The organism is Roseibium aggregatum (genome assembly GCF_017309185.1).
GTDB classification, from domain to species: domain Bacteria; phylum Pseudomonadota; class Alphaproteobacteria; order Rhizobiales; family Stappiaceae; genus Roseibium; species Roseibium aggregatum_B.
Genome location: NZ_JAEKJZ010000001.1, coordinates 2613118 through 2635875, shown reverse-complemented (window position 1 = coordinate 2635875; position 22758 = coordinate 2613118). Strand labels below are relative to the sequence as shown.

32 protein-coding genes are annotated in these 22758 nt (G+C 59.5%); all 32 read left to right on the top strand.

Translation table 11 applies throughout. The features are described 5' to 3' along the window. The first annotated feature begins 12 nt into the window (after nucleotides 1-12). The 32 genes from fusA (at nucleotide 13) to JF539_RS11395 (ending at nucleotide 22722) form a co-directional block, all read left to right on the top strand. A complete protein-coding gene (gene fusA / locus JF539_RS11550) occupies nucleotides 13-2088 on the top strand; it encodes an elongation factor G (RefSeq protein WP_207140528.1) in 2076 nt (691 codons plus the stop codon). Nucleotides 2089-2136: 48 nt separating this feature from the next. Next, on the top strand, nucleotides 2137-3327 hold the full coding sequence (gene tuf, locus JF539_RS11545; protein ID WP_207140526.1) for an elongation factor Tu: 1191 nt from the start codon (nucleotides 2137-2139) through the stop codon (nucleotides 3325-3327). Nucleotides 3328-3398: 71 nt separating this feature from the next. After that, nucleotides 3399-3707, top strand: coding sequence for a 30S ribosomal protein S10 (gene rpsJ, locus JF539_RS11540; RefSeq protein WP_006936455.1), 309 nt, complete (start codon nucleotides 3399-3401; stop codon nucleotides 3705-3707). Nucleotides 3708-3730: 23 nt separating this feature from the next. After that, complete coding sequence (gene rplC / locus JF539_RS11535) at nucleotides 3731-4441, top strand: 50S ribosomal protein L3 (RefSeq protein ID WP_207140525.1); 711 nt, start codon at nucleotides 3731-3733, stop codon at nucleotides 4439-4441. Continuing rightward, nucleotides 4441-5061 carry a 50S ribosomal protein L4 gene (gene rplD / locus JF539_RS11530; RefSeq protein WP_207140524.1) on the top strand — a complete coding sequence of 207 codons (621 nt, stop codon included), beginning with the start codon at nucleotides 4441-4443 and terminating at the stop codon, nucleotides 5059-5061. Before rplC ends, rplD begins: the two co-directional genes overlap by 1 nt. Then, nucleotides 5058-5351: a 50S ribosomal protein L23 gene (locus tag JF539_RS11525; protein ID WP_029061773.1), complete on the top strand. Its 294-nt coding sequence runs from the start codon at nucleotides 5058-5060 to the stop codon at nucleotides 5349-5351. The genes rplD and JF539_RS11525 overlap by 4 nt, the downstream gene beginning before the upstream one ends. 17 nt (nucleotides 5352-5368) lie before the next feature. After that, complete coding sequence (rplB, locus tag JF539_RS11520) at nucleotides 5369-6202, top strand: 50S ribosomal protein L2 (RefSeq protein ID WP_207140523.1); 834 nt, start codon at nucleotides 5369-5371, stop codon at nucleotides 6200-6202. Nucleotides 6203-6214: 12 nt separating this feature from the next. Then, complete coding sequence (rpsS, locus tag JF539_RS11515; protein ID WP_022998243.1) at nucleotides 6215-6493, top strand: 30S ribosomal protein S19; 279 nt, start codon at nucleotides 6215-6217, stop codon at nucleotides 6491-6493. A gap of 2 nt (nucleotides 6494-6495) precedes the next feature. After that, nucleotides 6496-6876 carry a 50S ribosomal protein L22 gene (rplV, locus tag JF539_RS11510; protein WP_207140522.1) on the top strand — a complete coding sequence of 127 codons (381 nt, stop codon included), beginning with the start codon at nucleotides 6496-6498 and terminating at the stop codon, nucleotides 6874-6876. Beyond that, nucleotides 6876-7604: a 30S ribosomal protein S3 gene (gene rpsC / locus JF539_RS11505; RefSeq protein ID WP_207140521.1), complete on the top strand. Its 729-nt coding sequence runs from the start codon at nucleotides 6876-6878 to the stop codon at nucleotides 7602-7604. The genes rplV and rpsC overlap by 1 nt, the downstream gene beginning before the upstream one ends. A gap of 47 nt (nucleotides 7605-7651) precedes the next feature. Continuing rightward, on the top strand, nucleotides 7652-8065 hold the full coding sequence (rplP, locus tag JF539_RS11500) for a 50S ribosomal protein L16 (RefSeq protein ID WP_207140520.1): 414 nt from the start codon (nucleotides 7652-7654) through the stop codon (nucleotides 8063-8065). 21 nt (nucleotides 8066-8086) lie between these two features. Then, nucleotides 8087-8287 carry a 50S ribosomal protein L29 gene (rpmC, locus tag JF539_RS11495; protein ID WP_094071095.1) on the top strand — a complete coding sequence of 67 codons (201 nt, stop codon included), beginning with the start codon at nucleotides 8087-8089 and terminating at the stop codon, nucleotides 8285-8287. Between the two features lie 10 nt (nucleotides 8288-8297). Next, nucleotides 8298-8528, top strand: a complete 231-nt coding sequence (gene rpsQ / locus JF539_RS11490; protein ID WP_207140519.1) for a 30S ribosomal protein S17 — start codon at nucleotides 8298-8300, stop codon at nucleotides 8526-8528. Nucleotides 8529-8598: 70 nt separating this feature from the next. Next, nucleotides 8599-8967 (top strand): 50S ribosomal protein L14, encoded by a 369-nt coding sequence (rplN, locus tag JF539_RS11485; protein WP_008191626.1) that lies wholly within the window; start codon nucleotides 8599-8601, stop codon nucleotides 8965-8967. Continuing rightward, on the top strand, nucleotides 8967-9284 hold the full coding sequence (gene rplX, locus JF539_RS11480; protein WP_207140517.1) for a 50S ribosomal protein L24: 318 nt from the start codon (nucleotides 8967-8969) through the stop codon (nucleotides 9282-9284). The genes rplN and rplX overlap by 1 nt, the downstream gene beginning before the upstream one ends. After that, on the top strand, nucleotides 9277-9834 hold the full coding sequence (rplE, locus tag JF539_RS11475) for a 50S ribosomal protein L5 (RefSeq protein ID WP_209017100.1): 558 nt from the start codon (nucleotides 9277-9279) through the stop codon (nucleotides 9832-9834). Before rplX ends, rplE begins: the two co-directional genes overlap by 8 nt. A gap of 21 nt (nucleotides 9835-9855) precedes the next feature. Further along, complete coding sequence (gene rpsN / locus JF539_RS11470) at nucleotides 9856-10161, top strand: 30S ribosomal protein S14 (protein WP_207140515.1); 306 nt, start codon at nucleotides 9856-9858, stop codon at nucleotides 10159-10161. Between the two features lie 12 nt (nucleotides 10162-10173). Then, nucleotides 10174-10572, top strand: coding sequence for a 30S ribosomal protein S8 (gene rpsH / locus JF539_RS11465; RefSeq protein ID WP_207140512.1), 399 nt, complete (start codon nucleotides 10174-10176; stop codon nucleotides 10570-10572). A 41-nt stretch (nucleotides 10573-10613) separates the two neighbouring features. Continuing rightward, nucleotides 10614-11147, top strand: coding sequence for a 50S ribosomal protein L6 (gene rplF, locus JF539_RS11460; protein WP_207140511.1), 534 nt, complete (start codon nucleotides 10614-10616; stop codon nucleotides 11145-11147). 12 nt (nucleotides 11148-11159) lie between these two features. Continuing rightward, the gene (gene rplR / locus JF539_RS11455; RefSeq protein ID WP_207140510.1) at nucleotides 11160-11522 is read left to right on the top strand and encodes a 50S ribosomal protein L18; all 363 of its coding nucleotides are present in this window, start codon (nucleotides 11160-11162) and stop codon (nucleotides 11520-11522) included. 41 nt (nucleotides 11523-11563) lie between these two features. Further along, nucleotides 11564-12130 (top strand): 30S ribosomal protein S5, encoded by a 567-nt coding sequence (gene rpsE, locus JF539_RS11450; RefSeq protein WP_207140509.1) that lies wholly within the window; start codon nucleotides 11564-11566, stop codon nucleotides 12128-12130. 41 nt (nucleotides 12131-12171) lie between these two features. Further along, a complete protein-coding gene (gene rpmD / locus JF539_RS11445) occupies nucleotides 12172-12369 on the top strand; it encodes a 50S ribosomal protein L30 (protein WP_207140508.1) in 198 nt (65 codons plus the stop codon). Nucleotides 12370-12391: 22 nt separating this feature from the next. Next, nucleotides 12392-12859: a 50S ribosomal protein L15 gene (gene rplO, locus JF539_RS11440; RefSeq protein WP_207140507.1), complete on the top strand. Its 468-nt coding sequence runs from the start codon at nucleotides 12392-12394 to the stop codon at nucleotides 12857-12859. A gap of 48 nt (nucleotides 12860-12907) precedes the next feature. Then, nucleotides 12908-14239, top strand: a complete 1332-nt coding sequence (gene secY / locus JF539_RS11435) for a preprotein translocase subunit SecY (RefSeq protein ID WP_207140506.1) — start codon at nucleotides 12908-12910, stop codon at nucleotides 14237-14239. Further along, a complete protein-coding gene (locus JF539_RS11430; RefSeq protein ID WP_207140505.1) occupies nucleotides 14236-14832 on the top strand; it encodes an adenylate kinase in 597 nt (198 codons plus the stop codon). Before secY ends, JF539_RS11430 begins: the two co-directional genes overlap by 4 nt. 181 nt (nucleotides 14833-15013) lie before the next feature. After that, the gene (gene rpsM / locus JF539_RS11425) at nucleotides 15014-15382 is read left to right on the top strand and encodes a 30S ribosomal protein S13 (RefSeq protein ID WP_207140942.1); all 369 of its coding nucleotides are present in this window, start codon (nucleotides 15014-15016) and stop codon (nucleotides 15380-15382) included. A gap of 71 nt (nucleotides 15383-15453) precedes the next feature. Beyond that, a complete protein-coding gene (rpsK, locus tag JF539_RS11420; RefSeq protein ID WP_006936427.1) occupies nucleotides 15454-15843 on the top strand; it encodes a 30S ribosomal protein S11 in 390 nt (129 codons plus the stop codon). An 89-nt stretch (nucleotides 15844-15932) separates the two neighbouring features. Continuing rightward, complete coding sequence (locus tag JF539_RS11415; protein WP_008190287.1) at nucleotides 15933-16955, top strand: DNA-directed RNA polymerase subunit alpha; 1023 nt, start codon at nucleotides 15933-15935, stop codon at nucleotides 16953-16955. A gap of 86 nt (nucleotides 16956-17041) precedes the next feature. After that, nucleotides 17042-17467, top strand: coding sequence for a 50S ribosomal protein L17 (rplQ, locus tag JF539_RS11410; RefSeq protein ID WP_207140504.1), 426 nt, complete (start codon nucleotides 17042-17044; stop codon nucleotides 17465-17467). A gap of 173 nt (nucleotides 17468-17640) precedes the next feature. Next, nucleotides 17641-19818 carry a methyl-accepting chemotaxis protein gene (locus JF539_RS11405; RefSeq protein WP_209017098.1) on the top strand — a complete coding sequence of 726 codons (2178 nt, stop codon included), beginning with the start codon at nucleotides 17641-17643 and terminating at the stop codon, nucleotides 19816-19818. A 133-nt stretch (nucleotides 19819-19951) separates the two neighbouring features. After that, complete coding sequence (locus JF539_RS11400; protein ID WP_207140503.1) at nucleotides 19952-21412, top strand: DegQ family serine endoprotease; 1461 nt, start codon at nucleotides 19952-19954, stop codon at nucleotides 21410-21412. Between the two features lie 8 nt (nucleotides 21413-21420). Beyond that, nucleotides 21421-22722, top strand: coding sequence for a replication-associated recombination protein A (locus JF539_RS11395; protein ID WP_207140502.1), 1302 nt, complete (start codon nucleotides 21421-21423; stop codon nucleotides 22720-22722). Nucleotides 22723-22758: the final 36 nt, after the last annotated feature.

Genomic DNA, 22758 nt, shown 5'->3' with positions numbered 1-22758 from the left:
AGGGCTGACGCTATGTCGCGCACGCATAAAATCGAGGACTACCGCAATTTCGGCATCATGGCTCACATCGATGCAGGTAAGACAACTACCACCGAGCGGATCCTTTACTACACGGGTAAGAGCCACAAGATCGGCGAAGTCCATGACGGCGCAGCCACCATGGACTGGATGGAGCAGGAGCAGGAGCGTGGCATCACGATCACCTCTGCTGCGACCACCGCTTTCTGGAAAGAAAAGCGTCTGAACATCATCGACACCCCGGGCCACGTTGACTTCACCATTGAAGTCGAACGTTCGCTGCGCGTGCTCGACGGTGCTGTCGCCCTTCTGGACGCAAACGCCGGCGTTGAGCCGCAGACCGAGACTGTCTGGCGTCAGGCCGACAAGTATCACGTTCCGCGGATGATCTTCGTCAACAAGATGGACAAGCTCGGTGCCGATTTCGATCGCTGCGTCGAGATGATCGAGAAGCGCCTTGGCTGCACCCCGCTGGTCATGCAGCTGAACGTTGGTGCCGAGAACGAATTCGCCGGTGTCGTCGACCTTCTGGAAATGAAGGCTCTCATCTGGCAGTCCGAAAACCTCGGCGCTGCCTGGGACGTCGTCGACATCCCGGCCGATCTGGTTGACCGTGCCCAGGAAGCGCGCGACGCTCTGATCGAGACGGTTGTCGAAATCGACGAAGCCGCCATGGAAGCCTACCTGGAAGGCGAAGAGCCCTCCATGGAAACGATCAAGAAACTGATCCGCAAGGGCACCATCAACAACGATTTTGTCCCCGTCTTCTGTGGGTCCGCGTTCAAGAACAAGGGCGTTCAGCCGCTTCTCGACGCGGTCGTCGATTACCTGCCGAGCCCGGTCGAAGTGCCGGACATCAAGGGGATCGATCCGAAGACCGAAGAAGAGCTGCTGCGCAAGTCTTCGGACGAAGAGCCGCTGGGCCTTCTGGCGTTCAAGATCGCAAACGACCCGTTCGTCGGATCGCTGACGTTCTGCCGCATCTATTCCGGTGTTCTGAACAAGGGTGTGTCCCTGCTCAACACCGTCAAGGAAAAGCGTGAGCGCGTCGGCCGGATGATGCAGATGCACTCCAACTCCCGTGAAGACATCGATGTGGCCTATGCCGGCGATATCGTTGCTATCGCGGGCCTGAAGGACACCACCACGGGCGACACGCTCTGCGATCCCCTGAAGCCGGTGATCCTGGAGCGCATGGAATTCCCCGAGCCGGTGATCGAGATCGCTGTTGAGCCGAAAACCAAGGGCGACCAGGAGAAGATGGGCCTGGCCCTGAACCGCCTGGCTGCGGAAGATCCGTCTTTCCGCGTGAAGACGGACGAAGAGTCCGGTCAGACGATCATTGCCGGAATGGGCGAATTGCACCTGGACATCATCGTCGACCGCATGAAGCGTGAATTCAAGGTCGAGGCCAACATCGGTGCGCCGCAGGTGGCTTACCGCGAAACCATCACCAAGACCGCCGAAGTGGACTACACCCACAAGAAGCAGTCCGGTGGTTCCGGTCAGTTCGCTCGCATCAAGCTCACCATCGAGCCGGCCGAGCCGAATGAAGGTTATGTCTTCGAAAGCAAGATTGTCGGCGGTAACGTTCCGAAGGAATACATTCCGGGTGTTACCAAAGGTATCGAAAGCGTCATGTCGTCCGGCCCGCTGGCAGGCTTCCCGATGCTCGACATCAAGGCAATCCTGACCGACGGTGCTTACCACGACGTCGACTCATCCGTGCTCGCCTTCGAAATCGCCGGCCGTGCCGGTTTCCGCGAAGCGATCCAGAAGGCCGGCCCGAAACTGCTCGAGCCGATCATGAAGGTCGAGGTTGTTACGCCGGAAGACTACATGGGTGACGTTATCGGTGACCTGAACTCCCGCCGCGGTCAGATCGCGGGCACGGAGAACCGGGGCATCGTCACCGTCATCACCGCAATGGTTCCGCTGGCCAACATGTTTGGTTACGTGAACAACTTGCGTTCCATGTCACAAGGCCGTGCCCAGTATTCGATGGTGTTCGATCACTACGAGCAGGTGCCGCAGGCTGTCGCCGAAGAGGTTCAGGCGAAATACGCCTGATCCCCAACCTCTTAACGTCAAGAAGAAATAGAGAAACGGAGTAATCCGATGGCGAAGGAAAAATTTGAGCGCACGAAACCGCACGTCAACATTGGCACGATTGGCCACGTTGACCACGGCAAGACGACGCTGACCGCAGCAATCACCATGACGCTGGCAGAAGCCGGCGGCGCGGAAGCCAAAGCTTACGACGAGATTGACGGTGCGCCGGAAGAAAAGGCGCGCGGCATCACCATCTCCACGGCGCACGTTGAGTATGAGACGGAAAACCGTCACTACGCTCACGTTGACTGCCCTGGTCACGCCGACTACGTGAAGAACATGATCACGGGTGCGGCGCAGATGGACGGCGGCATTCTGGTCGTGTCCTCGGCTGACGGCCCGATGCCGCAGACCCGCGAGCATATCCTGCTTGCGCGTCAGGTTGGCGTTCCGGCCCTGGTCGTTTTCATGAACAAGGTCGACCAGGTCGACGACGAAGAGCTGCTTGAGCTTGTCGAGATGGAAATCCGCGAGCTTCTGTCCTCTTACGAGTTCCCGGGCGACGACATTCCGATCGTCAAGGGCTCCGCTCTTGCGGCCGTTGAGAACCGCGATCCGGCCATTGGCCGCGACGCGATCCGCGAGCTGATGGCAGCGGTCGACGATTACATCCCGACGCCTGAGCGTCCGAAGGATCAGCCGTTCCTGATGCCGATCGAAGACGTGTTCTCGATCTCCGGCCGCGGTACGGTTGTGACCGGCCGTGTCGAGCGTGGCATCATCAAGGTTGGTGAGGAAGTCGAGATCGTCGGCATCAAGGACACGGCGAAGACGACGGTTACCGGCGTTGAAATGTTCCGCAAGCTGCTGGACAGCGGCGAAGCGGGCGACAACATCGGCGCTCTGATCCGCGGCGTTGGCCGTGAGGAAGTCGAGCGTGGCCAGGTTCTCTGCAAGCCGGGTTCGGTTACGCCGCACACGAAGTTCAAGGCCGAGGCCTACATCCTGACGAAGGAAGAGGGTGGCCGTCACACGCCGTTCTTCACGAACTACCGTCCGCAGTTCTACTTCCGCACGACGGACGTGACCGGCGTGGTTTCTCTTCCGGAAGGCACGGAAATGGTCATGCCGGGCGACAACGTGTCGGTTGACGTTGAGCTGATCGTGCCGATCGCCATGGAAGAAGGCCTGCGCTTCGCGATCCGCGAAGGTGGCCGTACCGTCGGCGCCGGCGTCGTCGCTTCCATCATCGAGTAATCGACAGCCGGGCCTGCCGGCGGCTTTAACGAAACGCGGGCAGGCCCGCAGTCTTATTGGGAACAATAACAATGAACGGTCAGAACATCCGGATCCGCTTGAAGGCGTTTGACCACCGTATTCTGGACGCCTCCACCAAGGAGATCGTCAATACGGCGAAGCGGACCGGTGCTCAGGTGCGGGGTCCCGTGCCGCTGCCGACGCGGATTGAGAAGTACACCGTGCTTCGCGGACCGCATATCGATAAGAAAAGCCGCGATCAGTTCGAGATGCGCACACACAAGCGCCTTCTCGACATCGTTGATCCGACGCCCCAGACGGTGGACGCGCTGATGAAGCTCGACCTGGCCGCTGGTGTGGACGTCGAGATCAAGCTGTAAGCCGGATCGAAGGGGACAAAACCATGCGTTCTGGAGTGATCGCTCAGAAAGTGGGCATGACCCGCATCTACAACGATGCAGGCGAGCATGTTCCGGTTACCGTTCTGCGGCTGGAAAATTGCCAGGTGGTAGCCCACCGGACCGAAGAAAAGAACGGTTACACCGCGCTGCAGCTTGGTGCGGGTACCCGGAAAGTTAAGAATACGCCGAAGGCGCTGCGCGGCCATTTCGCCGTGGCACAGGTCGAGCCCAAGCGGACCGTCGTGGAATTCCGCGTGTCCGAAGGCAACATGATCGATGTCGGCGCCGAGCTGACCGCCGATCACTTTGTCGAGGGCCAGTTCGTCGACGTGACCGGAAATTCCATCGGTAAGGGTTTTGCCGGTGCGATGAAGCGTCACAACTTCGGCGGTGGCCGTGCGTCGCACGGTAATTCGATCTCGCACCGTTCACACGGTTCCACCGGTCAGTGTCAGGACCCGGGCCGCGTGTTCAAGGGCAAGAAAATGGCCGGTCACATGGGCGACGTCCGCGTGACCACGCAGAACCTGAAGGTTGTGCGCATCGATGTTGAGCGTGGCCTGATCATGGTCGAGGGCTCTGTTCCGGGCGCCAAGGGCGGCTGGATCCTGGTTCGCGACGCGATCAAAAAGGCGCTGCCGGAAAACGTTCCGGTTCCGGGTGCTTTCAAGGCATCCGAAGCGACTGAGGCTGCCGGGAAGGAGAGTGAGTGATGGAACTTGAGGTCAAGACCCTCGAAGGTGGGGCGGCCGGTTCGATCACGGTGTCTGACGAGATCTTCGGTCTCGAGCCGCGCACCGATTTGATCCACCGTGTGGTGCGCTGGCAGCTGGCAAAGCGCCAGGCGGGCACCCACAAGTCGCTGGGCCGTTCGGAAGTTTCCGGCACGACGAAGAAATTCGTCCGCCAGAAGGGCTCCGGCGGTGCGCGCCACGGCAACAGGAAAGCTCCGCAGTTTCGCGGCGGCGGCAAGGCTTTCGGTCCGATCGTTCGGGACCACGGCCACGACCTGCCCAAGAAAGTGCGCGCTCTCGGACTGAAACATGCTCTGTCGGCGAAAGCCAAGGCAGACAGCATTGTCGTCGTTGAAGACGCCAAGGCGGCCGAAGCCAAGACCAAGGCCCTGAAGAGCCAGCTCGCGAAGCTCGGTCTCAGCAGCGCTCTTGTTATCGACGGCGCCGAAGTCGACAACAATTTCGCACTGGCTTCACGCAACATTCCTCACCTGGATGTGCTGCCGGTTCAGGGCATCAACGTTTACGACATCCTGCAGGCCAACACCCTGGTGTTGACCAAGGCTGCGGTGTCCGCACTTGAGGAGCGCTTTAAATGAGCAAACTTCCTCACTACGACAAGATTGTCGGCCCGGTGATCACCGAAAAGTCGACGATGGCTTCCGAAGAGAACAAGGTTGTCTTCAAGGTTGCTAACGACGCAACCAAGCCGGAAATCAAGGCCGCAGTCGAAGCTCTGTTCGGTGTCAAGGTCACGGCGGTGAACACCCTCGTCCGCAAGGGCAAGGTCAAGCGCTTCCGCGGACGTCTTGGCCGCCAGTCCGACTTTAAAAAGGCCGTCGTAACGCTGCAGGAAGGTCACGGCATTGACGTGACCACCGGGCTCTAAGACGGGGACATAAGAAAATGGCACTCAAGACATTCAATCCGACGTCTCCGGGCCGCCGTCAGCTCGTTCAGGTTGACAGGTCCGGTCTGTGGAAGGGCAAGCCGGTCAAAACTTTGACCGAAGGCCTCTCCAAGAGCGGTGGACGCAACAACACCGGCCGTCTGACGTCTCCGAACCGCGGCGGCGGTCACAAGCGAACCTACCGCCTTGTGGACTTCAAGCGTCGCAAGTGGGACGTTCCGGCGACCGTCGAGCGTCTGGAATACGATCCGAACCGGACCGCATTCATCGCGCTGATCCGCTATGAAGACGGCGAGCTGAGCTACATTCTGGCTCCGCAGCGCCTGGCCGCTGGCGACACGGTCGTCGCAGGCGAGAACGTCGACATCAAACCGGGTAACGCAGCACCGCTGTCGCGCATTCCGGTCGGTACGATCGTTCACAACATCGAGCTGAAGCCCGGCAAGGGCGCGCAGATCGCGCGGTCCGCAGGTGCATTCGTTCAGATTGTCGGCCGCGACCAGGGTTACACCACGCTGCGCCTTATGTCCGGCGAGCAGCGCCGTGTGCTTGGCACCTGCATGGCTTCCATCGGCGCCGTGTCCAATCCGGACCACGGCAACGTGAACCACGGCAAGGCCGGCCGTTCCCGCTGGCTTGGCATTCGCCCGCATACGCGCGGCGTCGCCATGAACCCGATCGACCACCCGCATGGCGGTGGTGAAGGCCGGACCTCCGGCGGTCGTCATCCGGTTACTCCTTGGGGTAAACCGACCAAAGGCAAGCGCACGCGGCGCAACAAGCAGACCGATAAGTATATCGTCCGCAGCCGCCACGCGCGTAAGAAGTAAAGGACAAGGATCGTGGCACGTTCGATCTGGAAAGGTCCGTTTGTCGACGGGTATCTGCTGAAGAAAGCTGACAAGGTCCGCGAGTCCGGCCGGAACGAGGTCATCAAGACCTGGAGCCGCCGCTCGACGATCCTGCCGCAGTTCGTCGGTTTGACCTTCGGCGTCTACAACGGTCAAAAGCACGTTCCGGTGCTGGTGTCTGAAGAAATGATCGGTCACAAGTTCGGCGAATTTTCTCCGAGCCGGACCTATTACGGACATGGCGCCGACAAGAAGGCGAAGAGGAAGTAACGATGGGCAAGCCGAAGGGTGAGCGGACGCTCGCTGACAATGAGGCACGGGCAATGACGCGGATGATCCGCGTTTCCCCCCGCAAGCTGAACCTCGTTGCGGCCTCGATCCGTGGTAAAAAAGTCGGTTCCGCGATCGCGGACCTGACATTCTCCCGCAAGCGCATTGCGCAGGACGTCAAGAAGACCTTGATGTCCGCCGTTGCCAACGCGGAAAACAATCATGACCTGGACATCGACAACCTGGTGGTTGCCGAAGCCCATGTTGGCAAGGCCTTTGTCATCAAGCGGTTCCAGGCCCGTGCACGCGGACGTGTTGGCCGGATCGAGAAGCCGTTCTCGAACCTGACCATTGTCGTGCGCGAAGTTGAGGAGACTGCCTGATGGGACACAAGACAAACCCGATCGGCATGCGCCTTGGGATCAACCGCACCTGGGATTCCCGCTGGTACGCGAACAAGAACGAATACGGCGATCTTCTGCACGAAGATTTCCGCATCCGTGAGTTCCTGCTGAAGGAACTGAAGCAGGCCGCAGTCTCTAAGGTTGTTATCGAGCGTCCGCACAAGAAGTGCCGCGTTTCCATTCACTCCGGTCGTCCGGGTGTGGTCATCGGCAAGAAGGGTGCGGATATCGAACGTCTTCGCAAGAAGATCGCCGACATCACCAATTCGGAAGTGCACATCAACATCGTTGAAGTTCGCAAGCCGGAAATCGACGCTACCCTGGTTGCGGCTTCGATCGCACAGCAGCTGGAACGCCGTGTTGCCTTCCGCCGCGCCATGAAGCGGGCCGTTCAGTCCGCCATGCGTCTCGGCGCCCAGGGCATCCGGATCAACTGTGGCGGCCGTCTCGGCGGCGCGGAAATCGCACGTATCGAATGGTACCGCGAAGGCCGGGTTCCGCTTCACACGCTGCGTGCCGACATCGACTACGGTGTTGCGAGCGCACACACGGCTTACGGCGTGTGCGGCGTGAAGGTCTGGATCTTCAAGGGTGAAATTCTGGAACACGACCCGATGGCGTCCGAACGCCGTGCAACGGCCGTGTCGGACGGAAACCAGGGTGATCGCGGCGGACGCCGGGATCGGGGCCGCGAGCGCGTAGCTTAATTCAAGCTGCCGCCTGCTCGTAAGATAAGAAAGACGAGAGAAGAACGATGCTGCAACCGAAGCGCACAAAGTTCCGCAAGCAGCACAAGGGCCGCATTCACGGCTTGTCGAAGGGGGGCACCGACCTCAACTTCGGCGCATTCGGTCTGAAGGCTGTTGAGCCGGAGCGTGTAACGGCACGTCAGATCGAAGCGGCCCGTCGTGCTATGACCCGCCACATGAAGCGTGCGGGTCGTGTTTGGATCCGTATCTTCCCGGACCTTCCGGTTTCTTCGAAACCTGCCGAAGTCCGCATGGGTAAGGGTAAGGGTTCTCCGGATTTCTGGGCTTGCCGCGTCAAGCCTGGCCGGATCATGTTCGAAATCGACGGTGTGCCGGAAGATGTGGCTCGTGAAGCCATGCGTCTTGCGGCTGCCAAGCTGCCGATCAAGTGCCGATTCGTTCAGCGTATCGGCGAGTAAGGCAGGCGAGGAGTTTAAGCCATGAAGGCTACCGATGTACGGGCCAAGACCCTCGATGAGCTTCGCACGGAGCTCGAAGGCCTGAAGAAAGAGCAGTTCAACCTGCGCTTCCAGAAGGCAACGGGTCAGCTTGAAAACACTGCGCGTGTCCGGCAGATCCGCCGCGACATCGCGCGCATCCAGACGATCATGCGCGAAAAGCGCGTGTCGGCGAACGCTTAAGGAGACGGCTATGCCAAAGCGTATCCTGCAGGGCACCGTTGTCGGCGACGCCAATGACAAGACGGTGACGGTGAATGTGGAGCGCCGCTTCACGCACCCGCTTTTGAAAAAGACCGTGCGCCGGACCAAGAAGTACCGCGCACACGACGAAAACAACCAGTACAAGGTTGGCGACACTGTCCAGATCGAAGAGTGCGCGCCGATCTCGAAAAACAAACGTTGGACTGTGGTCACCCAGTGACCGCTCTCTGACAGAGTGAGCATCAGGCGCCCGCGAAACGAGCGCCACAAGAAGAACAAGGCAGCCAGTCATGATTCAGATGCAAACAAACCTCGACGTCGCCGACAACTCCGGCGCCCGTCGTGTCATGTGCATCAAAGTGCTCGGCGGCTCCAAGCGTAAATATGCCCAGGTAGGCGACATCATCGTCGTCTCCGTCAAAGAGGCAATTCCGCGGGGCCGTGTCAAAAAGGGCGACGTGATGAAGGCTGTCGTCGTGCGCACGGCTAAGGATATCCGCCGTCCCGATGGCAGCGTGATCCGGTTCGACCGCAATGCGGCCGTGCTGGTGAATAACAACAAGGAGCCGGTCGGTACGCGTATCTTCGGCCCGGTGCCGCGCGAACTCCGTGCAAAGAACCACATGAAGATCATTTCGCTCGCGCCGGAGGTGCTCTGATGGCTGCGAAAATTAAAAAAGGCGACACGGTGGTCGTGCTGACCGGTCGTGACAAGGGCAGGTCCGGCGAAGTCATTCAGCTGATGCCGGCCGACAACAAGGCTCTGGTCCGCGGTATCAACATGGTTCAGCGCCACCAGAAGCAGACGCAGACCCAGGAAGCCGGGATTGTCTCGAAAGAGGCCCCGATTCACCTGTCCAACGTTGCGCTGGCCGATCCGAAGGACGGCAAGGCGACCCGCGTCGGCTTCAAAGTGCAGGACGATGGCACCAAGGTCCGTGTGGCCAAGCGTTCGGGAGACCTGATCGATGGCTGAGACCACTAACGTGCCGCGTCTGAAAACGCATTACGACGAAGTCGTGCGCAAGCAGCTTCTTGAAAAATTCCAGTACAAGAACGTCATGCAGGTTCCGCAGCTGGAAAAGATCGTCCTGAACATCGGTGTCGGTGAAGCGGTTGGCGACAGCAAGAAGGCGCGGACCGCGGCGGATGACCTGGCTGCGATTGCCGGTCAGAAGCCGGTGATCACCAAGGCCAAAAAATCCATCGCGACCTTCAAGGTTCGTGAAGGCATGCCGCTTGGCGTCAAGGTGACCCTGCGCCGCCAGCAGATGTTCGAATTCATGGACCGTCTGATCACCATCGCGCTGCCGCGCGTTCGTGACTTCCGGGGCCTGAACCCGAAAAGCTTCGACGGTCGTGGCAATTACGCCATGGGCATCAAGGAACACATCGTGTTTCCCGAGATCGAATACGACAAGGTCGATCAGATCTGGGGCATGGACGTGATCGTGTGCACCACGGCGCCGACGGATGACGAGGCGCGCGAGCTTCTGCGCGCGTTCAACTTCCCGTTCACGAAGTAACGGGCAAGGAAGGGAACGACGATGGCGAAGAAAAGCGCAGTCGAAAAAAACAAGCGGCGCGAGCGGCTTGTCAAGAAATATGCTGAGAAGCGCGCGGCTCTGAAGGCAATGGCTAAGGATGAAAGCCTGTCTCTTGAAGAGCGTTTCAACGCACGCCTGAAGCTGGCGAAATTGCCGCGGAACTCCGCGCCGAACCGCATTCGCAACCGTTGCGAAGTGTCCGGCCGCCCGCGCGGTTATTACCGCAAGCTGAAGATGTCGCGTATCGCGCTTCGTGAACTGGGCTCCCTGGGCAAGATCCCGGGCCTGGTCAAGTCGAGCTGGTAAGGAGATACTCCGATGGCAATTTCAGATCCGTTGGGGGATATGCTGACCCGGATTCGCAACGCTCAGATGCGTCGCAAGAACAAGGTCAGCTCACCAAATTCCAAATTGCGCGCGCACGTACTTGATGTGCTCGCAAAAGAGGGCTACATCCGTGGCTACACCACGGTTGACTACGAGGGCGGTAAGTCCGAGTTGGAAATCGAACTGAAGTATTTCGACGGTGAACCGGTCATCCGCACAATCGAGCGGGTCTCCAAGCCGGGCCGCCGCGTGTACTCTTCGGTGAAGAACATCCCGCATGTCTCCAATGGCCTGGGCGTGTCGATCATTTCGACTCCGCGCGGCGTCATGAGCGACCATCAGGCGCGGGAAGAAAACGTAGGTGGCGAGGTTCTTTGCCGCGTCTTCTGACGCGGCGGGCTCGCTCTTTATAAAACGACAAGGTTGGTCATATGTCTCGTATTGGCAAAAAGCCAGTCCCCGTGCCGAGCGGGGTAACGGCATCGATCGACGGTCAGACGGTTACGATCAAGGGCCCGAAAGGCGAAAAGTCTTTTGTGCTCAATGATCTCGTTCTGGCCGAAATCACTGATGACGGGATCAAAATCGATCCGCGCAATACCTCCAAGCCGGCACGCTCCATGTGGGGCATGAGCCGGACGATGGTCGCGAACCTGATCACGGGTGTTACCGAGGGCTTCAAGAAAGACCTCGCGATCACCGGCGTCGGTTATCGCGCCCAGATCCAGGGGCAGAACCTTCAGCTTGCTCTGGGTTTCTCGCACGACGTTGTCTATCCGATCCCGGACGGCATCGAAATCAAGTGCCCGAAACCGACGGAAATCAACATCACCGGCACCGACAAACAGCGTGTCGGCCAGGTGGCGGCTGAAATCCGCGAGTTCCGTCCGCCGGAGCCCTACAAGGGCAAGGGCGTTCGTTATGCGGACGAGTTCATCGTTCGCAAAGAAGGCAAGAAGAAGTAACGGATCAGGATCATGGCGAACAGCAAACAAGCTTTCGAGCGCCGCCGCGATCGCGTGCGCCGTTCGATCAAGAAAGCCGCTGGCGGCCGCCCGCGCCTTTCCATCTTCCGCTCGTCGAAGCAGATCTACGCCCAGATCATCGACGATGCGAAGGGACATACGATTGTCTCTGCCTCCACGATCGAAAACGATCTCAAGGGCAGCCTGAAGACGGGCGCCGACGTTGCCGCAGCCGCGGCCGTTGGCAAGCTTGTCGCCGAGCGTGCAGTTGCCGCCGGCGTCAAGCAGGTCGTGTTCGACCGGGGCGGGTACATGTATCATGGGCGCGTGAAAGCGCTCGCCGATGCGGCCCGCGAAGGTGGACTTGAATTCTGACCAGCGCCCGTTGGCGCTCTTAAGAACGGAAGACGTATAATATGGCGAGACAGGATAATCGCGATCGCGAAGAGCGAGACAGCGAATTCGTCGACAAGCTCGTGCACATCAACCGCGTAGCCAAAGTGGTCAAGGGTGGCCGCCGGTTCGGTTTCGCAGCCCTCGTCGTGGTTGGTGATCAAAAGGGCCGTGTCGGCTTCGGTCATGGCAAGGCACGCGAAGTGCCGGAAGCCATCCGCAAGGCAACAGAAGCCGCAAAGCGCACGATGATCCGTGTGCCGCTGCGCGAAGGCCGGACCCTCCACCACGATGTGGAAGGCCGTCACGGAGCCGGCAAGGTGCTGTTGCGCGCCGCACCGGCCGGTACCGGTATCATCGCCGGCGGACCGATGCGCGCCGTTTTCGAAACGCTTGGCGTTCAGGACGTTGTGGCAAAGTCGCTGGGGACTTCGAACCCCTACAACATGGTACGCGCAACTTTCGCTGCGTTGACCAGGGAAGACAGCCCGCGCTCCGTCGCTGCCCGCCGTGGACTCAAGGTCTCGGTGCTGCAGTCGCGGCGCCGCGACAACACCGACGAGGCGGCTCCGGCTTCCGCCGAGGCTTGACCTCGGCGGTTCCGGCCACCAGTTGAAAGAGGGTAGGTTCCATGGCGAACTCAGAAAAGACTGTTACGGTCGAACAGATCGGCAGCCCGCTGCGCCGTCCGAAGGACCAGCGCGCGACGCTTGTCGGTCTTGGCCTGAACAAGATGCACCGCCGTTCCACACTGAAGGACACTCCGGAAGTGCGCGGAATGATCAATAAGGTCCAGCATCTCGTTCGCGTCGTCGAAGACAACGCATAAGGACGGGGTGAGGAGAAAACAAATGAAGCTCAACGAACTTCGTGACAACGAAGGTGCCGTGAAAGAGCGCATGCGCGTTGGTCGCGGTATCGGATCCGGCAAAGGCAAGACCGGCGGCCGTGGCGTCAAGGGACAGAAGTCCCGCTCCGGCGTGGCGATCAAAGGCTTTGAAGGCGGTCAGATGCCGCTTCACCGCCGTCTGCCGAAGCGCGGTTTCACGAACATCTTCGCCAAGGACTTCAACACCGTGTCCGTTGGCCGCGTTCAGAAGGCGATCGACGCCGGTAAGCTGAACGCGTCCGAGACCGTCACCGTGGAGGCTCTGAAGGCCGCCGGTGTCGTCAAGCGGGTTCGCGACGGTGTGCGTATTGTCGCAAACGGTGAAATCACCGCGGCAGTGACCTTCGAAGTCGCAGGTGCCTCCAAGGGTGCCGTTGAAGCGATCGAAAAAGCAGGCGGCAAGGTCGCCGTTTTGGGAGCTCAGGCTTAACAGCCTGGGCTTCACCCTTTTGTGGGCATTCTACGACCGGAGTAGGGCATGGCATCGGCCGCCGAGCAACTGGCGTCAAATCTAAACTTTTCAGCTTTCGCCAAGGCTGAGGAACTCAAAAAGCGCATCTGGTTCACACTGGGGGCGCTTTTGGTTTATCGACTGGGCACCTATATTCCGATGCCCGGTATCAACCCTGAAGCGTTCGCGCAGGCCTTCGGCCAGGCCCAGTCGGGCATCATCGGCATGTTCAACATGTTCGCCGGCGGCGCCGTCGAACGCATGGCGATCTTTGCGCTCGGCATCATGCCGTATATTTCCGCCTCCATTATCATGCAGCTGATGACGACCGTGGTGCCGTCTCTGGAGCAGATGAAGAAGGAAGGCGATCAGGGCCGGAAAGTCATCAACCAGTACACCCGCTACGGGACCGTTATTCTGGCGGCTTTCCAGGCGTACGGGATTGCGGTCGGTCTGGAAGGCGCGACAAATGTCGTCACCGATCCGGGCTGGTTCTTCAGGGCGTCCACGGTCATAACGCTGGTCGGCGGCACCATGTTCCTGATGTGGCTCGGCGAGCAGATCACCTCGCGCGGGATCGGTAATGGGATATCGCTGATTATCTTTGCCGGGATCGTCGCAGGCCTGCCCGCAGCGATCGTGCAGACCCTCGAGCTGGGCCGCCAGGGGTCGCTTGCGACCTGGATCATCCTTGCTGTGATCATCCTGGCCGTGGTTGTTATTGCCGTCATCGTCTTCATGGAAAGAGCGCAGCGGCGTCTTCTGATCCAGTATCCGAAGCGTCAGATGGGCAACCGCATGTTTGAGGGAAATACCTCATTCCTGCCGTTGAAACTGAACACCGCCGGTGTGATTCCGCCGATTTTCGCTTCCTCCCTTCTGCTGGTTCCGGCAACGGTTGCCGGCTTCGGTCAGGGCGCTGGAAACGAGTGGCTGACTTACATTACCGCCGCGCTCGGTCACGGGCAGCCGTTGTATATGGTCTTTTACGCGGCGATGATCATCTTCTTCTGTTTCTTTTATACCGCCATTGTGTTCAATCCGAGCGACACGGCGGACAACCTCAAGAAACACGGCGGTTTTATTCCGGGTATTCGTCCGGGTGAGCGGACAGCGCAGTATATCGATCACGTTTTGACGCGTATCACCGTGGTCGGCGCCATCTACATCACCATCGTTTGTCTATTACCCGAATTCCTTATTTCGGCGACTGGCGTTCCGTTTTATTTCGGGGGCACCTCTTTGCTTATTGTCGTGAGCGTGACAATGGATACAGTGTCACAAATACAGGGACACCTGCTCGCGCATCAATATGAGGGGCTGGTGAAAAAAGCGAAACTCAGGGGGAGACGTCGATGAGGCTTATTCTGGTAGGACCGCCGGGGGCGGGGAAGGGAACGCAAGCGGCCCACCTCGTTGAGAAATACTCCATTCCGCAGCTTTCCACCGGCGACATGCTGCGTGCTGCCGTTGCCGCGGAAACTCCGATCGGTCTCCAGGCTAAGGCGGTAATGGATGCAGGCGGTCTTGTTTCCGACGAAATCGTTGTCGGTATCATTCGCGACCGGATCGCCGAGGATGACGCGAGGAACGGTTTCATACTGGACGGTTTCCCGCGCACCATCGCTCAGGCCGAAGCGTTGGATGGGATGCTCGATCAGGGCAACCTGAAGCTGGATGCGGTCATTGAGCTTCGGGTCGACCAGACCAAGCTCGTCGACCGCATCATCAAGCGCGCCGAAGACGCGAAGGCTGCCGGTCAACCGGTGCGCAAGGACGATGACCCGGAAGTGTTCAAGGACCGGCTTGAAGCATATAATCGCGATACCGCTGTTGTCGTTCCGTATTACGAGAAGACCGGCCTTCTTACGGTGGTAGACGGAATGCAGTCCATCGAAGAAGTGACCGCGGCGATCGATTCTGTTCTGCAAGGACTTGACGAAAAGGTTTAGAACCGTTAAACGACGCGCTCTACCTTACAGTTGAGCCGGTTCCATGAAAGTGGGACCGGCATTCTCTGTGCCGGGGTTCCCCCGGCATTTTCGTACCCCGCAAGGGCCGGCCTCCACCGGACGCGGGATTTACCCACTGCGGCCAGTGCTTTGCGCACAGCCGCTTACCATGGAGATAGACGTGGCACGTATTGCTGGCGTTAACATCCCGACGAACAAGCGCGTTGTTATCGCGCTTCAGTACATTCACGGCATTGGCCCCAAATTCGCTCAGGAAATCATCGAAAAGGTGAATATCGAGCCGGCGCGCCGTGTGAATGAGCTTTCCGATTCGGAAGTTCTGCAGATTCGCGAAACCATCGACCGCGACTACCTCGTGGAAGGCGATCTTCGCCGCGAAACTGCAATGAACATCAAACGTCTGATGGACCTGGGCTGCTATCGCGGCCTGCGTCACCGCCGTGGCCTCCCGGTTCGCGGTCAGCGGACGCATACGAACGCACGTACCCGCAAGGGTCCGGCGAAACCGATCGCGGGCAAGAAGAAGTAATCAACATTTGGCGATTGGTGGTGGAGCTGCCGGCATTACGGCAGTGACGAGATCAAAAAAAGGATAAGAGAATGGCAAAAGACACGACTCGCGTGCGTCGCCGTGAGCGCAAGAACATCTCCTCCGGTGTTGCGCATGTGAACTCCACGTTCAACAACACCATGATTACGATCACCGATGCGCAGGGCAACGCGATCTCCTGGTCGTCGGCCGGCGCGCTCGGTTTCAAGGGGTCTCGAAAGTCGACCCCGTATGCCGCTCAGGTTGCTGCCGAGGACGCTGCAAAGAAAGCGGCGGAACATGGCATGCGCACTCTGGAAGTTGAAGTCCGTGGTCCGGGTTCAGGCCGTGAATCCGCTTTGCGCGCCTTGCAGGCTGCCGGTTTCCTTATCACGTCGATCCGCGACGTGACGCCGATTCCGCACAATGGCTGCCGTCCGCGCAAGCGCCGCCGCGTCTAAGGCTTTCCAGCTTTAGGTACCTGTTTCTCCAAATGGCAAAGAATAGCCTGGCCTGAAGAGCCGGGCGGGATAGCCGAAGGGACGCAAACGTGACCATTCAAAAAAACTGGCAGGAACTGATCAAGCCGACCAAACTCGAGATCAAGCCGGGCGACGACCCGCGCTTCTTGGCAACAGTCGTTGCCGAGCCGCTCGAGCGTGGCTACGGTTTGACCCTGGGGAATGCGCTGCGCCGCATTCTTCTGTCCTCTCTGCAGGGGGCTGCCGTCACCGCCGTTCAGATCGATGGCGTGCTGCACGAGTTTTCGTCGATCCCGGGCGTGCGCGAAGATGTCACCGACATTGTTCTTAACATCAAGGAAATCGCCATCCGCATGGAAGGCGAGGGCCCCAAGCGCATGGTTGTGCGCAAACAGGGTCCTGGTGTCGTGACCGCCGGAGACATTCAGACTGTCGGCGATGTGGAAGTGCTCAACCCGGATCTTGTGCTTTGCACGTTGGACGAAGGCGCCGAAATCCGCATGGAGTTCACCGTCAACACCGGCAAGGGTTACCATTCTTCCGACCGGAACCGTCCGGAAGACGCCCCCATCGGTCTCATTCCGGTCGACAGCCTGTATTCGCCGGTCAAGAAGGTGTCCTACAAGGTGGAAAACACCCGTGAAGGACAGGTTCTCGACTACGACAAGCTGACACTGACCGTCGAAACCGACGGATCGGTGAAGCCGGATGACGCCGTGGCCTTTGCCGCACGCATTCTGCAGGATCAGCTTTCGATCTTCGTTAATTTCGAAGAGCCGCAGCGCGAAGTTGCCGAGGACACTGTCCCGGAACTGGCGTTCAACCCGGCGCTTCTGAAGAAGGTCGACGAGCTGGAACTTTCCGTCCGCTCCGCGAACTGCCTGAAGAACGACAATATCGTGTATATTGGCGATCTCATTCAGAAGACCGAAGCGGAAATGCTGCGCACGCCGAATTTCGGCCGCAAGTCGCTCAACGAGATCAAGGAAGTTCTTGCCCAGATGGGTCTCCATCTTGGCATGGAGGTTGCCAATTGGCCGCCTGAGAACATCGACGATCTCGCCAAGCGCTACGAAGATCATCAGTATTAAGGGGCGTACGCGTCCTTGTTGGATCAACCGGGCAAGTGCTGTTGAAGGATAACGAGCAGACTGCCTGAAAGAAAAAGGAGAGGGCCATGCGCCACGGTAAATCCGGCCGCAAGCTCAACCGGACATCCAGCCACCGCAAGGCGATGTTCGCGAACATGGCAGCGTCGCTGATCAAACACGAACAGATCGTCACGACCCTGCCGAAAGCTAAAGAAATGAAGCCGATCATCGACAAGCTCATTACGTTGGGCAAGCGCGGCGATCTTCATGCACGCCGTCAGGCCATTTCGCAGATTCGCGACACGGCCATGGTCGCCAAGCTTTTTGACACGCTCGGCGAGCGTTACAAGGAGCGCAACGGCGGTTATTCCCGTGTACTCAAGGCCGGGTTCCGGTACGGTGACAACGCGCCGCTGGCGGTGATCGAACTCGTCGACCGCGATCCGGAAGCCCGGGGAGCGGAAGACCGCGCACGCGTGGAAGCGGAAGAAGCATCGGAAGACGCTGCGTAAGTCAGCGCGATGCAGGATTTCAGGAAAAGGCGGGCAGTTTGAGCCCGCCTTTTTTTTACGCTTCCGGACTGAAACTCGAGATAACTATTGTCTAAATTATCAATGATTTAAGGAAGGACACCTATCATTCCTAGTGGCATGCAAGAGATGCAACTGATGTTAGGGGGTCCGCTTTGACTGGCAAAAAGAAATCCGGCGACAAGAAGATTTCGACTTCGCTCCGCCTTTCCTTTGTTATTCCGGCTTTGATGATCGTCATTACGGTCGCCGCCTGTACGGCAGTCGGTTTCATCGGCTACATGTCTGGCCGCGACGGCCTGCAAAAGGCCGGCAAAGCGGAATTGGCAATGGTGATCGCCGCCAGATCCGCTCTATTGAAGAGCAAGTTGCGCGCCGCAGAGGTCGAGACAATCAATCTGGCCTCAAGTGTCGGAGAGCCTTTGAGCAATCTCACGAACGCGACACAGAACCTGTCTTCGGAAAAGGATGAGATCTTCAGTTTCTTCCAGTCGCCTCAGTCGGCTGAAGAACGCGCCAAGCTGACCGGGGAAAAACAAAAAACTATGTACGCCTGGCGGCATGCGGAAGCGCACCAGGGCTTTTACAACGTCTGGAAAAACGGGGGCTATGCCGATCTCTATCTGATCGGGCCGGATGGCCTCGTTCTTTATTCGGTGACGAAGGGAAATGAGTTCCTGCAAAGGATCGGCGAGGGTGATTCCGTCGATGGTACGGGGTTCGAAGCCACCTTCAGGTCCGCACTGAAACTTGAGGAGGGGCAGGTGGTCTCCAGCGTGTTTGAGCCCTTCGGACCGGCCGGAGAAGAAGGATCCCTGTTTCTTGCTTCTCCGGTTTACATCAATTCATTCGGTTCGGTTTCCCTGGGCGGTGTTGCCATGATCCGGCTCGGGTCCTCGTTTCTGAACCAGGTTGCCGCCAGCCGAGAAAACCTCGGCGACACCGGTCAGGTTTACATGATCGACGGGGACGGGCGCCTCTTGACCGATTTGCCGTTGTCGGACGCGCCAACAGCGCTTGTTGCGCATACCGGAGCGAAGCCGGCCCTGGCGGCAGCGGAAGGTGCTGAAACGGCTGAAATCGTGACGGGGGAAGACGGTGTTGCGGATCTCATGGTGGCGCGGCCGTTTAAGTTTCTTGGCCACAATTGGGCCATCGTCGCGGAAAAAAGCGTTGAAGAGACCCTGGCGGCCGTGACCAACATGCGTAACCAGATGTTCCTCTGGTCTTTGGCAACGATTGCCGTTGCCGCGGTCATCGCCCTGGTCTTTTCCCGCTCGATCACCGGACCTCTGTCGACCATGGTCGGTGCCCTGAATGCGATTGCCGCAGGCGATCTGGCGACCAGCATCAAGGCCGCGAGCCGCAAGGACGAAATCGGCGACATCGGCCGCGCTGTCCTTCAGATCCGTCAGAACGCGGCGGAGGACAACGAACGCCGTGCGGCGGAAGAAGCCGACGCGGCACGCCATCAGGCCGAACAGCGCAAGGAAATGCTTTCAAGCCTTGCCGGCGAGTTTGAGGCAACGGTCGGCACGGTCGTTGACAAGGTTGCCCATTCGGCGGCTTCCTTGCGCGAGTCCGCCGAAAAGATGCGCAGCATGACCGACACTGCCGGCGAAACCTCCGTGAACGCCGCGGCCATGTCGGAAACCACTCTTGCCGAGGTGGAATCCATTGCGGCGGCCTCCGATCAGCTTTCGAGCTCCATTCAGGAAATATCGACTTTGATCGAACGTTCTTCCGAAGTGGCGTCGGCCGCCACAAAAAGGGCGGAGTCCACCAACCAGACCGTCAAATCGCTGGCCGAGGCCGCGAACAGGATCGGCGAGGTCGTAACCTTGATCAGCGACATCGCGGATCAGACAAACCTTCTGGCGCTGAATGCCACGATCGAGGCGGCGCGCGCGGGCGAAGCCGGCAAGGGGTTTGCCGTCGTCGCTTCCGAGGTCAAGGAACTGGCTTCCCAGACCGGCAAGGCCACGGGCGAAATTCAGCAGCAGATCGATGCGATCCGGGGTGCCACCGACGAAGCCGTCGACGCGATCGGAGACATTCAGAAGACCATCGACGAGATCACCAAGTCGGTCAGCGAGGTTTCGGCCGCGGTAACGGAGCAAAGCTACGCGACCCAGGGGATTGCCGAAAACACGCAGCGGGCTGCGGGAGGCACATCCAAGGTGACCGAAGACATTCGCAATGTTTCTTCTTTGTCGAGCGACGCAAATTCCGCGGCGCAGGATTTTTCCGATCAAGCCGCCAACATGGCGACGGACGCGGAGCATCTGGACAGGGAAATGCGCGGCTTTCTCGACCAGATCCGCTCCGCATAAAGCGGCGCAACAGAAAAGAGCCAGAAGCCGCCGCCCGTTCGGTGGCTTTTTGCTTTTGTGTTTGCCTCTTTTCCTCCCTATCTGCCATGTATCGGCAGACTGGAACGAAGATTCGGAAAAGAGGGTTCTGGCAATGCGCCTGGCACGAACTGGCAAGACAGATCTATTTATTCGCGCGGCTCTGGCCGGTCTCTGCACGCTCTGGACGGTGGCTGCAACGGCCCAAGCGGTTCAGCCGTCCGCGGAAGACCTGAGGCTTGTTCCCGAAACGGAAGCGCAGATCAAGTTGTCCTTTGCGCCGATTGTCAAGGCGGTCGCGCCGGCGGTCGTCAATGTCTATGCCAGCCGTAAGGTTGTGCAGCGCCAGCGTGTATCGCCGTTTTTCGACGATCCGTTCTTCCGCCGCTTTTTCGGCCAACCCGGCGGTGGTTTCGACCGGCCGCGTCGGCGTGTTGAGTCCTCGCTTGGGTCCGGGGTGATCATTTCCGCGGACGGTACAGTGATCACCAATCACCATGTCATCAAGGATGCGGATGAAGTTCGCGTCGCGCTGAACGACCGGCGCGAGTACGACGCGGATATCGTGCTCATGGACGAGCGGACAGATCTGGCGGTTTTGAAAATCCGCGACAAAGGGCCGTTCGAACATACCGCTTTCGCGGATTCAGACAGTCTTGAGGTCGGGGACATCGTGCTTGCCATCGGCAACCCGTTCGGCGTCGGTCAGACCGTGACCCAGGGGATCGTGTCCGCCACGGCGCGCACCCAGGTCGGGGTCACCGATTTTCAGTTCTTCATCCAGACGGATGCGGCGATCAATCCGGGCAATTCCGGCGGCGCGCTCGTCGACATGACCGGCAAGCTTGTGGGCATCAACACGGCGATCTTTTCGCGGTCCGGAGGATCCAACGGCATTGGCTTCGCTATCCCAGCGCATATGGCGCGCTTTGTTGCAAAGGCGGCCGACCATGGCGGCAAGGTGCAGCGGCCGTGGCTTGGGGCGACTGTGCAGACGGTCAATGCCGAGATTGCGGAAGCGCTCAGCCTGGAGCGGCCGCGCGGGGTTCTCGTGACCGCCGTTTACGACGGCTCCCCGGCTCAGGGCGCCGGACTGAAGGTTAGCGATCTCGTTGTCGCGATCGATGGCAAGGAAGTGCTCGATCCGAATTCCTTCGGATACCGGTTCGCCACCAAGATGATCGGTGAAAAGACGGAATTCCGGATCCTGCGCGGGGGCAAGGAAGTCTCCTTGCAGGTGGCTCTGGAACCGGCTCCCGAGACCGTGCCCCGGGATACGAGGGAAATGCGGGCTTACTCGCCCTTCGAGGGGGCGACGGTGATGAACCTTTCTCCGGCGGTCGCGGAGGAACTCGGCGTCGAAGGCGTGTTTGAGGGCGTTGCCATCGCCGAGGTCGACCGGGGCAGCACCGCCGACCGTGTCGGGTTGCGGACGGGCGACATCGTGCGGTCTGTCAACCGGACCCCGATTGAGACAACCCGGATGCTGGAAACGATCACCAAGACGCCTCCGCGCGTCTGGCAGCTCGATATCGAGCGGGACGGCAAGGTTTCCCAGATCACCTTGCGCGGGTAACGGGGCCGGTGAGCGATCTGTTCGAAGCGTCGGGTTTGACGCAGACCGGGCCCCGGCCGTTGGCTGACCGGATGCGCCCGACCCGTCTGGGCGATGTCGTCGGTCAGGACCATCTGCTTGGCCCGGACGGGACCCTGTCGCGAATGCTGAAGACCCGCAGCCTGGGATCCCTGATCTTCTGGGGGCCGCCTGGAACGGGCAAGACGACGATCGCCCGCCTGCTTGCCAACGAGACCGATCTGGCTTTCGAACAGATCTCGGCGATTTTCTCCGGGGTTGCCGAGCTGAAGAAGGTTTTTGAGGCGGCCCGGGCAAGACGCATGGGCGGCCGGGCAACCTTGCTTTTCGTCGATGAGATCCACCGGTTCAACCGTGCGCAGCAGGACAGCTTTCTGCCCGTCATGGAAGACGGCACGATCACGCTTGTCGGGGCGACCACCGAAAATCCCTCGTTCGAGCTGAACGCGGCGCTCTTGTCCCGGTCCCACGTGATGACGTTTCAATCGCTGTCTCAGGACGCGGTTGACCAGCTTCTGGCCCGGGCCGAGAAACTGGAAGAAAAGGCTCTGCCTCTGGACGCGGAAGCCCGGCAGGTCTTGATCCGCATGGCGGACGGCGATGGCCGGTCCGCGTTGACGCTGGCGGAAGATATCTGGCGGGCGGCGGATGAGGGCGAAATTTTCGATGCGCAACGCCTGCAGGACATCGTGCAGCGTCGGGCGCCAATCTACGACAAAAGCGCCGACGGGCATTACAATCTGATTTCGGCGCTTCACAAGTCCGTTCGCGGCTCCGATCCGGATGCGGCACTCTACTGGTTCTGCCGCATGCTCGACGGTGGCGAGGACCCGATGTTTCTCGCGCGCAGGCTGATCCGCATGGCGGTGGAGGATATCGGTCTTGCCGACCCGAATGCTCTGGTTCAGGCGAATGCGTCCCGCGACGCCTACCAGATGCTGGGATCGCCGGAAGGCGAGCTGGCGCTTGCGCAAACAGTTATTTATCTGGCGACCGCCCCGAAATCCAATGGTGCCTACGTGGCTTACAAGGCTGCCATGCGGGATGCCAAATCCAGTGGGTCGCTGCTGCCGCCGAAGCATATTTTGAACGCCCCGACCAAGCTGATGAAGGAGGAGGGGTACGGCTCCGGCTATCAGTACGATCATGACGCTCCGGACGGGTTTTCCGGACAGGATTATTTTCCGGAGCAGATGACCCGTCGGACCTATTACGATCCGCCGCAACGCGGTTTTGAACGCGAGTTGCGCAAACGGCTGGAATATTGGAGCAAGCTGCGCAGCGAAAGGTGAAAAGACGGCGGTTAAGCCTGGAGGAAGACAGCGGGG

Excerpts from the sequence above, each read along its gene's own strand:
- JF539_RS11525 (WP_029061773.1), top strand. The coding sequence starts at position 5,058 with ATGAGCAAACTTCCTCACTACGACAAGATTGTCGGCCCGGTGATCACC.
- fusA (WP_207140528.1), top strand. The coding sequence starts at position 13 with ATGTCGCGCACGCATAAAATCGAGGACTACCGCAATTTCGGCATCATG.
- rpsE (WP_207140509.1), top strand. The coding sequence starts at position 11,564 with ATGGCGAGACAGGATAATCGCGATCGCGAAGAGCGAGACAGCGAATTC.
- rplO (WP_207140507.1), top strand. The coding sequence starts at position 12,392 with ATGAAGCTCAACGAACTTCGTGACAACGAAGGTGCCGTGAAAGAGCGC.
- rpsN (WP_207140515.1), top strand. The coding sequence starts at position 9,856 with ATGGCGAAGAAAAGCGCAGTCGAAAAAAACAAGCGGCGCGAGCGGCTT.
- JF539_RS11430 (WP_207140505.1), top strand. The coding sequence starts at position 14,236 with ATGAGGCTTATTCTGGTAGGACCGCCGGGGGCGGGGAAGGGAACGCAA.
- rplX (WP_207140517.1), top strand. The coding sequence starts at position 8,967 with ATGGCTGCGAAAATTAAAAAAGGCGACACGGTGGTCGTGCTGACCGGT.
- rplN (WP_008191626.1), top strand. The coding sequence starts at position 8,599 with ATGATTCAGATGCAAACAAACCTCGACGTCGCCGACAACTCCGGCGCC.
- secY (WP_207140506.1), top strand. The coding sequence starts at position 12,908 with ATGGCATCGGCCGCCGAGCAACTGGCGTCAAATCTAAACTTTTCAGCT.
- rplB (WP_207140523.1), top strand. The coding sequence starts at position 5,369 with ATGGCACTCAAGACATTCAATCCGACGTCTCCGGGCCGCCGTCAGCTC.
- rpsJ (WP_006936455.1), top strand. The coding sequence starts at position 3,399 with ATGAACGGTCAGAACATCCGGATCCGCTTGAAGGCGTTTGACCACCGT.
- rpsK (WP_006936427.1), top strand. The coding sequence starts at position 15,454 with ATGGCAAAAGACACGACTCGCGTGCGTCGCCGTGAGCGCAAGAACATC.
- rplC (WP_207140525.1), top strand. The coding sequence starts at position 3,731 with ATGCGTTCTGGAGTGATCGCTCAGAAAGTGGGCATGACCCGCATCTAC.
- tuf (WP_207140526.1), top strand. The coding sequence starts at position 2,137 with ATGGCGAAGGAAAAATTTGAGCGCACGAAACCGCACGTCAACATTGGC.
- rpsC (WP_207140521.1), top strand. The coding sequence starts at position 6,876 with ATGGGACACAAGACAAACCCGATCGGCATGCGCCTTGGGATCAACCGC.
- rpmD (WP_207140508.1), top strand. The coding sequence starts at position 12,172 with ATGGCGAACTCAGAAAAGACTGTTACGGTCGAACAGATCGGCAGCCCG.
- rplF (WP_207140511.1), top strand. The coding sequence starts at position 10,614 with ATGTCTCGTATTGGCAAAAAGCCAGTCCCCGTGCCGAGCGGGGTAACG.
- JF539_RS11400 (WP_207140503.1), top strand. The coding sequence starts at position 19,952 with ATGCGCCTGGCACGAACTGGCAAGACAGATCTATTTATTCGCGCGGCT.
- rplE (WP_209017100.1), top strand. The coding sequence starts at position 9,277 with ATGGCTGAGACCACTAACGTGCCGCGTCTGAAAACGCATTACGACGAA.
- rpsH (WP_207140512.1), top strand. The coding sequence starts at position 10,174 with ATGGCAATTTCAGATCCGTTGGGGGATATGCTGACCCGGATTCGCAAC.
- rplV (WP_207140522.1), top strand. The coding sequence starts at position 6,496 with ATGGGCAAGCCGAAGGGTGAGCGGACGCTCGCTGACAATGAGGCACGG.
- rplQ (WP_207140504.1), top strand. The coding sequence starts at position 17,042 with ATGCGCCACGGTAAATCCGGCCGCAAGCTCAACCGGACATCCAGCCAC.
- rplD (WP_207140524.1), top strand. The coding sequence starts at position 4,441 with ATGGAACTTGAGGTCAAGACCCTCGAAGGTGGGGCGGCCGGTTCGATC.
- rplR (WP_207140510.1), top strand. The coding sequence starts at position 11,160 with ATGGCGAACAGCAAACAAGCTTTCGAGCGCCGCCGCGATCGCGTGCGC.
- rplP (WP_207140520.1), top strand. The coding sequence starts at position 7,652 with ATGCTGCAACCGAAGCGCACAAAGTTCCGCAAGCAGCACAAGGGCCGC.
- rpsQ (WP_207140519.1), top strand. The coding sequence starts at position 8,298 with ATGCCAAAGCGTATCCTGCAGGGCACCGTTGTCGGCGACGCCAATGAC.
- rpmC (WP_094071095.1), top strand. The coding sequence starts at position 8,087 with ATGAAGGCTACCGATGTACGGGCCAAGACCCTCGATGAGCTTCGCACG.